Origin of the sequence: Leifsonia poae (genome assembly GCF_020009625.1) — a bacterium.
Lineage (GTDB): Bacteria > Actinomycetota > Actinomycetes > Actinomycetales > Microbacteriaceae > Leifsonia > Leifsonia poae_A.
Map to the genome: position 1 here is coordinate 972,745 of NZ_JAIHLP010000002.1, position 12,344 is coordinate 985,088.

Genomic DNA, 12,344 nt, shown 5'->3' on the forward strand with positions numbered 1-12,344 from the left:
GGCTAGCCGTCCTTTCTCGAAGAGGTTGGCTTTCGGCTGTAGAAGGGGAGTGAGGTGACGGTGAAACCGAGGCGTGTGCCGCGGATGTCGACCTGCAGTTCGGTGCCGGGGCGGGCAGACCGGGGCGCGACATACGCCATCGCGATCGGGACCCCGATGGTGGGCGAGAGCGCGCCGGAGGTGACGACGCCGACCGGTTCGTCGGCCGCAGCCGCGTTTTCGGCGAACACGGCATAGCCCGCGCGGGCGGCCCGCTTGCCGTGCCCCATCAGCCCGACGAGCACGGGTGCTTCAGCGTCGGGGCCGACCTCGCTCGCGTTCCGGCCGACGAAATCGGTCTCTTTCGCGAGATTGACGACGCGGCCGAGGCCCGCCTGCGCCGGGTACGTCTGGAGGCTGAGCTCGTGGCCGTAGAGCGGCATCCCCGCCTCGAGGCGGAGCGTGTCGCGGCTGGCCAGCCCCGCCGGCACCAGGCCGCGCCCGGCGCCGGCCTCGAGGAGCGCATCCCACAGGCCGGGTGCGTCGTCGGGGGCGAGATAGAGCTCGAAGCCGTCCTCCCCGGTGTACCCGGTGCGGGCGACGAGAACCGGATGCGACTCGAACAGCGCAGGAAGCGACCAGTAGTACCCCAGCGACCCGAGCCGCTCGGCGAAGTCGTCGCCATCGTTGGCGCCCCCCTCGACCGCGAAGCCGGGGGTGGCCGACAGGATCGCCAGAGCGGCCGGCCCCTGAACGGCGACGAGCGCGATGTCGTCGCTCTCGTCGAACACCTCGGTGTCGAACGGCGCCGTGCGGTCGCGGAGCTCCTCGACGACCCGGTGGCGGTTCGCCGCGTTGGCCACGACCATGTAGCGGTCGTCGCCGGTTCGGTAGACGACGAGGTCGTCCACGATCCCGCCGGAGCGGGAGAGCAGCAGGCTGTACTTCGCCTGGTCGTTCGCGATGGCCGAGAGCCGGCCGGCGAGCGCGTAATCGAGCGCCTGGCCGGCCTCCGGGCCGATCACGAGGATCTCGGCCATGTGCGAGAGGTCGAACAGGCCGGCCGCGGTGCGCACCGCGTGATGCTCGGCCAGGTCGCTCGAGTAGCGCACCGGCATCTGCCAGCCGGCGAAGTCCGTGAAGGAGGCGCCGGCAGCCAGGTGCGCGTCGTGCAGGGGCGAGAGGCGGTCCGAGTCGTGCGAGGTCATGAGTTCTCCGGTTCTGCCGGCCGTCGCCGGGAGTTGGGCACGCCGAAAGGCTGCGTGAGAACTCCCCCTCTGTCATCCGGCCTGAGAGTTTCACCGCGCGTGCGCGGCTTTCACCTTGGGCGAGGGCGTGATGGTGTCGCGCTCCTGCTTTTCAGAGTGGCCAGTTCGATGCGGTACGCGTACCTGAGAGATTGTCGGGGAGGATTGCTCCTTCGGTGCCGGGCGTGCGCTTCCGCGCTCCGGCTCTCCCGCATCGACCTCGATGGCCCAGTATTCAGTTGCACTCGCTGGTTCGCGCGTGCGCGAACGGTCCTCAGCATATCCGACGGTTACCCTCGGAGCATGAGCACGTTGGACCCCGCCGAGTTCCGACGGCGCAAAGGGGGACCGAAACGAGGAGATCCGGGCGTTCTGACGCTCGCGCTCGTCGCCGGCGCGCTCGAATTCGTCGCGGCCGCCGTCCTCGGCTACGGCGTCGCCTGGCTGCTCGACGGCTTCCGCATCGTGCAGCTCAACAGTGTCTTCGCCTCCTGGGAGTCCACCATGCCTGCCACCAGCGCCGTGCTGCCGGTCGGGGTTCTCGCCGGCGCGCTGTTCGCCGTCGCCTACCACCGCGGTGCCCGTGTCTTCGCCGGCGACGGCCGCGCCGGGCTGGTGAGCGCGGCGACGATCGCCACGGTCGGCGCCTCGGCCGGCATCGCGCTCGGCTGCGCGCTCTGGACCGCGCCGCTCACCGTCGGAGTCGCCACCGATCCGGTGCAGGGCGCCGATCTTCCGTGGGGCCCGTGGGAGTGGGTCTGGTATTCGGCGGAGTTCTGGCTTCCCGTGCTCGCCGGGGTCGTCGCGCTGGGTGCGGTGCTCCTCAGCATCCGGACGGCGGTCGAGCGGCGGTCGAGGGATGCGCTCGTCGGGGCGCTTCTGGTCTCGGGGGTGCGCGTGACCGGGGTCGTGACCGCCGCCGACGCTGGCGATCGTTCGACCGGAGCGTATCGACGTGTTCCCGTCACCATCTCGTTCGTCGACCGGAGCGGCGCGAAGCGGTGGGTGACCCGGCAGGGGACGTTTCCGGCGGCACGGGTCCCCCGGGTCGGTGCGGCCGTCACAGTGCTCTACGACCCGGATGCGCCAGACGACAGGGCGCGTCTGTTCGTGGCGTTCGGACCGGGCGGAGCGGTCGCCGACTTCACCCACCACGGTGACTGACTGCACTCGGTTGAGGTTCGGGTGCAAATGACACTAAGATGGCATTCACTCACTTAGAGTCACACTGACTCTTACCAGGACGGAGCCGGCGATGACGTCGAGCGAACACACGGAAGACAGGCGACACGCGCACGTCAGCGCGATGCTCGCCGTCTCGACCGTGATCTTCGCGCTGCGCAAAGATGCAGAGACCGGTGACCTGGCGAGCGTGTGGTTGCCCCTGGTGCGGCGCATCCGGGAACCACACCAGGGCTGCTGGGCCCTCCCCGGCGGGCCCCTGCACCTGGACGAAGACCTCGCCTACGCCGCCGGACGCACCCTTCACGACACGACAGGACTCATCCCCCGATACCTGGAACAGCTCTACGCGTTCGGCGATGCCACCCGCTCGGGCGCGCAAGGCGTCGCGGAGCGGGTCGTCTCGATCGTGTACTGGGCGCTGGTGCGCAGCGAGGAAGCCGAGCGCGCCTCCGTGGGCGAGAACGTGCGCTGGTTCGCCGCCGACGACCTCCCCCCGCTGGCCTTCGACCACAACCTCATCGTGGAGTACGCGCTCTGGCGCTTGCGGACGAAGATGGAGTACAGCCGCATCGCCCACGCATTCCTCGGCGAGACGTTCACCCTCGCCCAGCTCCGCGAAGTGCACGAGGCCGTGCTCGGCCGCCCGCTCGACCCGGCGAACTTCCGCCGCGGTATCGAAGCCTCCGGCGCCGTCGTCGCCACCGACAGCTATCTCACCGGCACGCCCCATCGGCCGCCGAGACTCTACCGCTACAACGACTCGATCGACCTCGCCGATCAGGGCCCCCTCCCCCGCCAGCAGCACCCGTTCGACAGACAAGAGAGAACCAGGAAATGACCATCACCGCCTCGGTCGACACCACCATCCAGCTCATCGCGCGCGGTGAGCTCGAGGGCGAATCGTGCAGTCCTGACCTCGTCGAGGGGCCCTGGCTGTTCGACCGCGAAGAACCGTCGTACGGGCCCGGCGCTTCCATGGCCGATCCGATCCCGGCAGACACCCCCCGCCAGGGCGAGCTCCCCGAGGAGTACCGCACGGCGTCCACAGAGGAGCTGCACGACCGCATCCTCGCCGCCAAAGCGACTCTCGGCGACCGCGTCGTGACCCTCGGCCACTTCTACCAGCGCGACGAGGTCGTGCAGTATGCAGACTTCGTGGGCGATTCGTTCCAGCTGGCGAACGCCGCGAAGGCCAAGCCGGAGGCCGAGGCGATCGTTTTCTGCGGGGTGCACTTCATGGCCGAGACCGCCGACATCATCTCGCGCCCCGAGCAGGCCGTCATCCTCCCCAACCTGGCGGCCGGATGCTCGATGGCCGATATGGCCGACATCGACTCGGTCACCGAGTGCTGGGAGCAGCTCGAAGAGCTGTACGGCACCGAGCCGGATGCCGATGGCCGCGTACCGGTGATCCCCGTGACGTACATGAACTCGTCGGCGGCGCTCAAGGGCTTCTGCGGCGAGCACGGCGGCATCGTCTGCACCTCGTCGAACGCGGAGACCGTGCTCACATGGGCGTTCGAGCGCGGGCAGCGCGTACTGTTCTTCCCCGACCAGCACCTCGGCCGCAACACGGCCAAGGCGATGGGGGTCCCGGTCGAGCAGATGCCGCTCTGGAACCCGCGCAAGGCGTTCGGCGGAAACGACGCCGAGACGATCATGGATGCGCGGGTCATCCTCTGGCACGGGTTCTGCTCGGTGCACAAGCGCTTCACGGTCGGTCAGATCGAGCAGGCGCGCGAGCAATACCCCGATGTGCGGGTCATCGTGCACCCCGAGTGCCCGATGCCGGTCGTCGACGCGGCAGACGAGTACGGCTCGACCGACTACATCGTCAAGGCGATCCAGGCCGCCCCCACCGGCTCCACCTTCGCCATCGGCACGGAGATCAACCTCGTGCAGCGGCTCGCTGCCGAATATCCGCAGCACACCATCTTCTGCCTCGACTCGGTGGTCTGCCCGTGCTCGACGATGTACCGCATCCACCCCGGTTACCTCGCCTGGGTGCTGGAAGGCCTGGTGCGCGGCGAAGTGCTGAACCGCATCACCGTCGGCGCCGACGTCGCCGAGCCCGCCCGCGTGGCCCTCGAGCGGATGCTCGCCGCGCGACCCGACACCACGATGGCGGCCTGACATGGCCCGCGTGGTGGTGGTCGGCAGCGGTGTCGCCGGGCTGATCGCCGCGCTGGAGGCGAGCCGCCGCCACGAGGTGATCGTCGTGACGAAATCCGAGCTGTCGGAGAGCAACACCGCTTACGCGCAGGGCGGGATCGCTGCGGCCGTATTCGCCGACGACAGCGTCGAGTCGCACATCGCCGACACCCTTCGCGCGGGAGCCGGGCTGAACGTGAGGGAGGCCGTCGAGGCGCTCTGCGCGGAAGGGCCGGACCGCATCCGCGACCTCATCGCGTTCGGGGTCGCGTTCGACCAGGCGGGCGACCAGCTCGCGCGCGGGCTGGAGGCGGCGCACTCGAGTGCTCGGGTGCTGCACGCGGGCGGAGATGCCACGGGCGCGGAGATCGAACGCGCACTGGTCCGCGCGGTGCGCGCCTCTGCAGCCGAGCTCGTCGAAAACGCCTTCCTGACCGACCTCCTGGTGGACGGCGGCGTGGTGCGCGGCATCGAGGTGCTCCGCGCCGACGGCCGTGTCGTGGAGATCGCCGCCGACGCGGTGATCCTCGCCAGTGGCGGTGCGGGTCAGCTGTACTCGCACACGACCAACCCGCGGGTGACCACAGGCGACGGCGTCGCCGCCGCCTGGCGTGCCGGCGCGGCCCTGGCCGATCTGGAGTTTTACCAGTTCCATCCGACGGCGCTGGCGATCCCGGGCTCTTTCCTGGTCTCGGAGGCCGTGCGGGGCGAGGGCGCCGTGCTGCGCAATGCCGCGGGCGAGCGGTTCATGCTCGACGTGCACCCCGATGCCGAGCTCGCACCGCGCGACGTCGTCGCCCGCGGGATCGCGGTGGAGATGGCCGCCCAGGGCGGAGCCCCGGTGCTGCTCGACGCGACCGCGCTCGGCGCGGAGTTCCTCGCCCGGCGGTTCCCGACCATCGATGCCGCCTGCCGGGCGGCGGGGCTCGACTGGGCACGCACGCCCGTTCCGGTGACGCCCGCCGCGCACTACTGGATGGGCGGGGTCGCCACCGACACGAGAGGCCGCAGCACACTGCCCGGCCTCTACGCCGTGGGCGAGGTTGCCTGCACCGGCGCGCACGGCGCAAACCGGCTCGCCTCCAATTCGCTGCTGGAAGGCATCGTGTTTGCGCATCGCGCCGCGGCCGACCTTACCGGCGGCGTCGCGGCGGCCGACGAGTGGGGCTTCCCCGAATGGCTCGCGGAAACCGATGCCGACGACGCTGCGCACTCCGTGCCGCAGCGTGCCGACGCGACCCCGGTCGAGCGGGCCGCCCTCCGCGACCTGCTGTGGGATGCGGCCGGCGTGCACCGCACACACCAGGCGCTCGAGACGGCCGCCTCGACACTGGCCGGCTGGCGTGCCGCCGGCGGCGAACATCCCTCGCAGACCCAGCGCGAGGACGCCAACCTCCTCGACCTCGCTCGGCTGGTCGTCTCCGCCGCTCTGGAGCGGGAGGAGTCGCGCGGGGCGCACTTCCGCTCCGATTTCCCCCTGACCTCCGACCGACCGCGCCATTCGCTGCGGGCACGCACCCACGCGAGAACCGAGGTAACCGTTCCATGCTGACTACCCAGATCATCGACACCGTGGTGCGCGCCGCCCTCGTCGAGGACGCGCCCTGGGGCGACCTCACTTCGACGCTGCTCATTCCCGAAGCGGCATCCGCGACGGCGCGCCTGAACGCGCGAGAACCCGGCACGTTCTCGGGGGCGCGGTCTTCACCGCCGCCATGACCCTGACCGACCCCGCCATCCGGGTCGAACTCGCCCTGGCCGACGGCGACCGCTTCGAGGCCGGCGACACCCTCGCCACCGTGAGCGGCCCGGCCCGAGCAGTGCTGCAGGCCGAGCGGGTAGGGCTGAACCTCGTGCAGCGGATGAGCGGCATCGCCACGTCGACCGCATCGTATGTGGCCGAGGTGGCCCACACCTCCGCCAGAATCGTCGACACCCGCAAGACGACCCCCGGCCTACGTGCGTTCGAACGGCACGCCGTGCGTTCCGGCGGCGGCCACAACCACCGCTTCTCGCTCTCCGACGCCGTGATGGCCAAAGACAACCACCTGGCTGTGCTCACCGCCCAATCCGGACTCTCGGTGACGGATGCGCTGCTCGCTGTGCGCGCACAGCTCTCGCACACCACGCATCTGGAGGTCGAGGTGGACCGCATCGACCAGATCGCTGCGGTGCTCGCCGCCGGCGTCGACACGATAATGCTCGACAACTTCACGCTGGACGAGCTCCGCGAAGGCGTGGCGGTCATCGGCGGTCGGGCGATCGTCGAGGCCAGCGGCAATGTGAACCTCTCCACGGTGCGGCAGATCGCCGAGACCGGGGTCGATGTGATTTCGGTGGGGGCGCTCACCCACAGCGTCCGCTCCCTCGATCTCGGGCTCGACGTCGTGGTCGCATCGGAGCCCACCGCTTCCGAGCCCGCCGCTTCCGTGCCCGCCGGGGCGGTTCCGGCCGCACCGTGATCTACCTCGATGCGGCGGCGACCTCGGCGGTGCGCCGCGAAGTCCTCGAAGCGATGTGGCCCTACCTGACCGGCGACTTCGGCAACCCGTCGAGCCACCACACCGTCGGCGAGTCCGCAGCCAGGGCGCTCGCCGGGGCGCGCGCGGCCGTGGCCCAGTGGCTGGGGTGCCGCCCCGGCGAGGTCACCTTCACCTCCGGCGGAACCGAGGCCGACAATCTGGCGATCAAGGGCATCGCGCTCGCCGCACCGCGCGGGCGGCACCTGGTCACCACGCCGATCGAGCACGAGGCCGTTCTGGCCTCGGTCGACTATCTGGTGCGACAGCACGGCTTCGAGGTGACGTTCGTTCCGGTCGACGCCGCCGGTCTCGTCTCCCCCGACGTCTTCGCGGCGGCGCTGCGCCCGGACACGACGCTCGCCAGCGTGATGCTGGCCAACAACGAGGTCGGCACAGTACAGCCGATCGCCGCACTTGCGGCACTCGCGCACACGCACGGCATCCCGTTCCACACCGACGCCGTGCAGGCCGCCGGCTGGCTCGACCTCGACGTCGGAGCCCTCGGGGTCGATGCCCTCTCGGTCTCCGGCCACAAGATCGGTGCACCCAAGGGCATCGGTGCGCTGTTCGTGCGCGGGCGCATCCCCGTGGAGCCGGTGCTGCACGGCGGTGGACAGGAACGTGGCCGGCGCTCCGGCACCGAGAATGTCGCCGGCGCCGTGGCGCTGGCGACGGCGGCCCGGCTGTCCACCGGGGCGCGGCCCGCCGTCGCCGCGGCGGCCTCCAGGGCACGGGACGCTTTCGTGGCGGCAGTGCTGGCCGAGATCCCGGATGCGCGCCTCACCGGGCATCCATCGGAACGTCTGCCCGCCACCGCCTCGTTCGTCTTCCCGGGCACGAATGGCGAGACAGTGCTGCTCGAGCTGGAGCGACGCGGCGTCGTCTCGTCCAGCGGCTCGGCCTGCGCAGCCGGAAGCGAGGACGCCTCCCATGTGCTGCTCGCCCTCGGCTACTCCGATGACGTGGCCCGCACGGCGGTGCGCTTCTCCTGGGGCGCCGACGTCTCGGCCGCCGACCTCGCCGCGGTGGCGCCCGCGGTCGGCGATGCGGTGCGCGAGGTGGCCGGTCTCGGCGACCGGCGCGGCTGAGGCGATCGGCGCCGAGACGCGCCGCGCCATGCGAATGCATGCATTACGCGGAGAGTGAACTCGGCCAGCGTTAACCCGTTCGAAACCTCCGCTGTCAGTACCGCTGGATACGCTGGAGCGCGTGACTGAGAACACCTCACCCGCGCCCGACGCGCTCGCCGACCCCGCCACCGCCGACCCCGTCGTCGCCGGTTCCGCCGCCGACGCACCCCTCGCGGCGACCGACGTCACAACCGCGGCACCCGACCACACCCGACGCAACAATCGGGTGATCTGGCTGCTGCTCTCGGCCACCTTCGTCGTCATCCTCAACGAGACGATCATGTCCGTCGCCATCCCGCGCCTGATGGACGACCTCGCGATCGACGCGGTCGCGGCGCAGTGGCTCTCCACGGCGTTCATGCTCACGATGGCCGTGGTCATCCCGATCACCGGTTTCCTGCTGCAGCGGTTCAGTACGCGGTCGATCTTCATCGCAGCGATGAGCCTGTTCTCGCTCGGCACCCTCAGCGCGGCGCTCGCCCCCGGATTCGGAGTGCTCGTCGTCGCCCGCGTCATCCAGGCCTCGGGAACCGCGATCATGCTGCCGCTCCTGATGACCACGCTGATGACCCTCGTGCCGGCGAACAAACGTGGGCGAACGATGGGCAACGTCTCCATCGTCATCTCGGTGGCGCCGGCCATCGGGCCGACGATCTCCGGCGTCATCCTCAACTTCCTCGACTGGCGCTGGATGTTCCTCATCGTGCTGCCGATCGCCGTCGTCATGCTCCTGATCGGCATCAAGTACGTCGAGAACGTGACCGAGCCGGAGAAGGTCAAGATCGACGTCTTCTCGGTCATCCTCTCCGCCTTCGGATTCGGCGGGCTGCTCTACGGGCTCAGCCAGGCCGGCGAGGCATCGACTGCGGGCGCCGTCACGACGGCGACGATGTGGGTCTCGATCGGCGTCGGCGCGCTCTCGCTCGCCGGGTTCATCCTGCGACAGCTTCGGCTGCAGCGTCAGAACCGGGCGCTGCTCGACCTGCGCACGTTCCGCTCACCCATCTTCACGGTGGCGATCGCGCTCATGGTGATCAGCACGGCGGCCATGTTCGGCATGATCATCATCCTCCCGCTCTACCTGCAGCACGTCCTCGGGCTCGACACGCTCGCGACCGGGCTCCTCCTGCTTCCCGGCGGGGTCGTGATGGGTGTGCTCGCGCCGTTCGTCGGCCGGCTCTACGACCGTTACGGACCGGCGCCGCTCGTGGTGCCCGGGTCGATCCTGGTGAGCCTGGTGCTCTGGTCGCTCACACTGATCACCGAGCACACCTCGCCGTTGCTGATCCTCGCCGCCCACATCGTGTTCAGCATCGGGTTGTCCCTCATGTTCACGCCGCTGTTCACGGCCGGGCTCGGCTCGGTCGTCCCCCACCTGTACTCCCACGCGAGCGCGATCGTCGGCACCGTGCAGCAGGTGGCCGGTGCGGCCGGTACCGCCCTGCTCATCGCCGTCATGTCGGCGCGGACCACGGCATTTGCGAGCGCCGGAGAACCGATCCACATGGCGACGGCGGGCGGCGTGCGGCTGGCGTTCCTGGTCGCCGCGATCATCTCTCTGTTCGCAGTGGTCGGTTCCTTCTTCATCCGCAAACCGGCGGATGCCCCGGAGGGTATGCCCGTCCACTGAGTCGGGCACGTTGCGGGCGCCGACCGGCGCCCGCAACGAAACGCTCAGGCGCCGATGTAGGCGGCGAGATGCTGACCGGTGAGGGTGGACCGATCGGCGACAAGATCGGCCGGGGTGCCCTCGAAGACCACCCGGCCACCGTCGTGACCGGCACCCGGCCCGATGTCCACGATCCAGTCCGCGTGCGCCATCACGGCCTGATGGTGCTCGATCACGATCACCGATTTGCCGGAGTCGACGAGGCGGTCCAGCAGACCGAGCAATTGCTCGACGTCCGCGAGGTGCAGCCCGGTGGTCGGCTCGTCGAGCACATAGACGCCGCCCTCCTCGGCCATGTGCGTCGCCAGCTTCAGCCGCTGACGTTCACCCCCGGAGAGCGTGGTGAGCGGCTGCCCGATCGTGAGATAGCCGAGCCCCACATCGGCGAGCCGCTGAAGGATGGCGTGCGCGGCCGGAAGGCGAGCCTCGCCGCCGCCGAAGAACTCCTCGGCGGCGGCCACCGACAAGCCGAGCACCTCGCTGATGTCTTTGCCGCCGAGATGATAATCGAGCACGGATGCGTCGAACCGTTTGCCCTCGCACACCTCGCAGACGGTCGACACACTCGCCATCACGCCGAGGTCGGTGAAGATCACACCGGCGCCGTTGCAATTCGGGCAAGCCCCTTCGGAGTTGGCGCTGAAAAGGGCGGGCTTGACGCCGTTCGCCTTCGCGAACGCCTTGCGGATCGGCTCCAGCAGGCCGGTGTAGGTCGCCGGGTTGCTTCGACGCGACCCGCGGATCGCCCCCTGATCCACCGTGACGACGCCGTCACGACCGGACACCGAGCCGTGGATGAGTGAGCTCTTGCCCGAACCGGCGACACCGGTGATCACGACGAGCGACCCGAGCGGGATGTCCACATCCACGTCTTTGAGGTTGTGCTCGGTCGCCCCACGGATCTCGAGCGAGCCGACGCCCTCGCGCACTGTGTCTTTGAACCCGGCCCGGTCGTCCAGGTGCCGCCCGGTGAGGGTGCCGCTGGAGCGCAGCTGGTCGACGGTCCCCTCGAACACCACCTGGCCTCCGTCGGCCCCGGCCCGCGGCCCCAGGTCGACGACGTGGTCGGCGATGGTGATCGCCTCCGGCTTGTGCTCGACAACCAGCACCGTGTTGCCCTTGTCGCGCAGCTGCAACAGAAGCTCATTCATCCGCTGGATGTCGTGCGGGTGCAGCCCGATGGTCGGCTCGTCGAAGACGTAGGTGATGTCGGTCAGCGAGGAGCCGAGATGCCGGATCATCTTGGTTCGCTGCGCCTCCCCGCCGGAGAGGGTGCCTGACGGCCGGTCGAGCGAGAGGTAACCGAGCCCGATGTCCACGAACGAGTCGAGGAGGCTGCGCAGGGTCGCCAGCAGCGGCGCCACCGACGGTTCATCGAGGCCGCGCACCCACTGCGCGAGATCGCTGATCTGCATGCTGCAGGCGTCGGCGATGCTGATCCCGGCGATCTTCGAGGCCCTCGCACCCGCACTGAGACGGGTTCCACCGCACTCGGGGCAGGGAGCGAAGGCGACGGCCCTTTCGACAAAAGCGCGCAGATGCGATTGCAGGGCATCCACGTCTTTGGAGAGGATCGACTTCTGCACGCGCGGCACGAGGCCTTCGTAGGTGATGTTGATGCCGTTGATCTTCACCTTCACCGGGTCGCGGTAGAGGAAATCGTGCAGCTCGGTCTTCGTGTAGTCGCGGATCGGCTTGTCCGGGTCGAAGAAGCCCGACTCGCTGAACATCCGCACCGACCAGCCGTCGGCGGTGTATCCGGGCACGGTGATCGCCCCGCCGGTGAGCGACTTGCTCTCGTCGTAGATCTGGGCGAGGTCGATGTCACTGACCGACCCCATCCCTTCGCAGCGCGGACACATGCCGCCGGTCTGACTGAAGGTGCGCTTCTCGGCCTTCTTGCCGTCGATCGAGATCGCACCGCTGCCCGAAACGGAGGGCACGTTGAAGGAGTAGGCCTGCGGCGACCCGTTGCTCGGCTCCCCGAGCCGGCTGAACAGGATGCGCAGCATCGCATTCGCATCGGTCACCGTGCCGACGGTGGAGCGCGAGTTGGCGCCCATCCTCTCCTGGTCGACGAGGATGGCCGTGGTCAGCCCTTCCAGCACGTCCACATCGGGCCGGGCGAGCGAAGGCATGAAACCCTGCACGAATGCGCTGTAGGTCTCATTGATCATCCGCTGCGACTCGGCAGCGATCGTGCCGAAGACGAGCGAGCTCTTGCCCGAGCCGGAGACACCGGTGAACACCGTGAGCCGACGTTTCGGGATGTCGACGCTGACCTCTTTGAGGTTGTTCTCGCGCGCGCCGCGCACGCGGATCAGGTCGTGACGGTCGGCGGCGTGGTCCCGTGACGACGGCGTGCCCGGGCTCGTGGTCGTGCTCACTCTGTCTCCTGTCTCCTGACGAATCGGCGGGACGGGTCGCGTCGGCGACCGTTGCCCCGTCGGTCACTCTAACG

At 69.5% G+C, this 12,344-nt stretch carries 8 protein-coding genes, 1 pseudogene and 2 riboswitches; of the genes and pseudogenes, 7 read left to right on the forward strand and 2 right to left on the reverse strand.

Translation table 11 applies throughout. The features are described 5' to 3' along the window. Positions 1 to 2 precede the first annotated feature (2 nt). On the reverse strand, positions 3 to 1,187 hold the full coding sequence (gene gcvT, locus K5L49_RS05275) for a glycine cleavage system aminomethyltransferase GcvT (RefSeq protein ID WP_223690949.1): 1,185 nt from the start codon (positions 1,185 to 1,187) through the stop codon (positions 3 to 5). 62 nt (positions 1,188 to 1,249) lie between these two features. After that, positions 1,250 to 1,347: riboswitch (glycine riboswitch) on the reverse strand. Between the two features lies 1 nt (position 1,348). Beyond that, positions 1,349 to 1,448: riboswitch (glycine riboswitch) on the reverse strand. 81 nt (positions 1,449 to 1,529) lie between these two features. Here gcvT and K5L49_RS05280 point away from each other — a divergent pair. The 7 genes and pseudogenes from K5L49_RS05280 to K5L49_RS05310 all read left to right on the forward strand — a co-directional run bounded on the left by K5L49_RS05280 (position 1,530) and on the right by K5L49_RS05310 (position 9,844). Then, positions 1,530 to 2,390 (forward strand): DUF3592 domain-containing protein, encoded by an 861-nt coding sequence (locus K5L49_RS05280; protein ID WP_223690950.1) that lies wholly within the window; start codon positions 1,530 to 1,532, stop codon positions 2,388 to 2,390. 91 nt (positions 2,391 to 2,481) lie between these two features. Continuing rightward, on the forward strand, positions 2,482 to 3,249 hold the full coding sequence (locus K5L49_RS05285) for an NUDIX hydrolase (RefSeq protein WP_223690951.1): 768 nt from the start codon (positions 2,482 to 2,484) through the stop codon (positions 3,247 to 3,249). Then, entirely contained in the window at positions 3,246 to 4,544 is a 1,299-nt protein-coding gene (nadA, locus tag K5L49_RS05290; protein WP_223690952.1) for a quinolinate synthase NadA, read from the forward strand. Before K5L49_RS05285 ends, nadA begins: the two co-directional genes overlap by 4 nt. Before the next feature lies 1 nt (position 4,545). Then, the gene (nadB, locus tag K5L49_RS05295) at positions 4,546 to 6,114 is read left to right on the forward strand and encodes an L-aspartate oxidase (protein WP_223690953.1); all 1,569 of its coding nucleotides are present in this window, start codon (positions 4,546 to 4,548) and stop codon (positions 6,112 to 6,114) included. Then, positions 6,108 to 7,024: pseudogene (gene nadC / locus K5L49_RS05300) on the forward strand (carboxylating nicotinate-nucleotide diphosphorylase). Before nadB ends, nadC begins: the two are co-directional and overlap by 7 nt. Then, positions 7,021 to 8,172 (forward strand): cysteine desulfurase family protein, encoded by a 1,152-nt coding sequence (locus K5L49_RS05305; protein WP_223690954.1) that lies wholly within the window; start codon positions 7,021 to 7,023, stop codon positions 8,170 to 8,172. The pseudogene nadC and the gene K5L49_RS05305 overlap by 4 nt, the downstream one beginning before the upstream one ends. 121 nt (positions 8,173 to 8,293) lie before the next feature. Then, positions 8,294 to 9,844, forward strand: a complete 1,551-nt coding sequence (locus K5L49_RS05310; RefSeq protein ID WP_374107674.1) for an MDR family MFS transporter — start codon at positions 8,294 to 8,296, stop codon at positions 9,842 to 9,844. Positions 9,845 to 9,888: 44 nt separating this feature from the next. On the opposite strand, the gene K5L49_RS05315 is transcribed toward K5L49_RS05310, so the two are convergent. Continuing rightward, positions 9,889 to 12,270, reverse strand: coding sequence for an ATP-binding cassette domain-containing protein (locus K5L49_RS05315; protein WP_223690955.1), 2,382 nt, complete (start codon positions 12,268 to 12,270; stop codon positions 9,889 to 9,891). Positions 12,271 to 12,344: the final 74 nt, after the last annotated feature.

Excerpts from the sequence above, each read along its gene's own strand:
- K5L49_RS05285 (WP_223690951.1), top strand. The coding sequence starts at position 2,482 with ATGACGTCGAGCGAACACACGGAAGACAGGCGACACGCGCACGTCAGC.
- gcvT (WP_223690949.1), bottom strand. The coding sequence starts at position 1,187 with ATGACCTCGCACGACTCGGACCGCCTCTCGCCCCTGCACGACGCGCAC.
- nadA (WP_223690952.1), top strand. The coding sequence starts at position 3,246 with ATGACCATCACCGCCTCGGTCGACACCACCATCCAGCTCATCGCGCGC.
- K5L49_RS05280 (WP_223690950.1), top strand. The coding sequence starts at position 1,530 with ATGAGCACGTTGGACCCCGCCGAGTTCCGACGGCGCAAAGGGGGACCG.
- nadB (WP_223690953.1), top strand. The coding sequence starts at position 4,546 with ATGGCCCGCGTGGTGGTGGTCGGCAGCGGTGTCGCCGGGCTGATCGCC.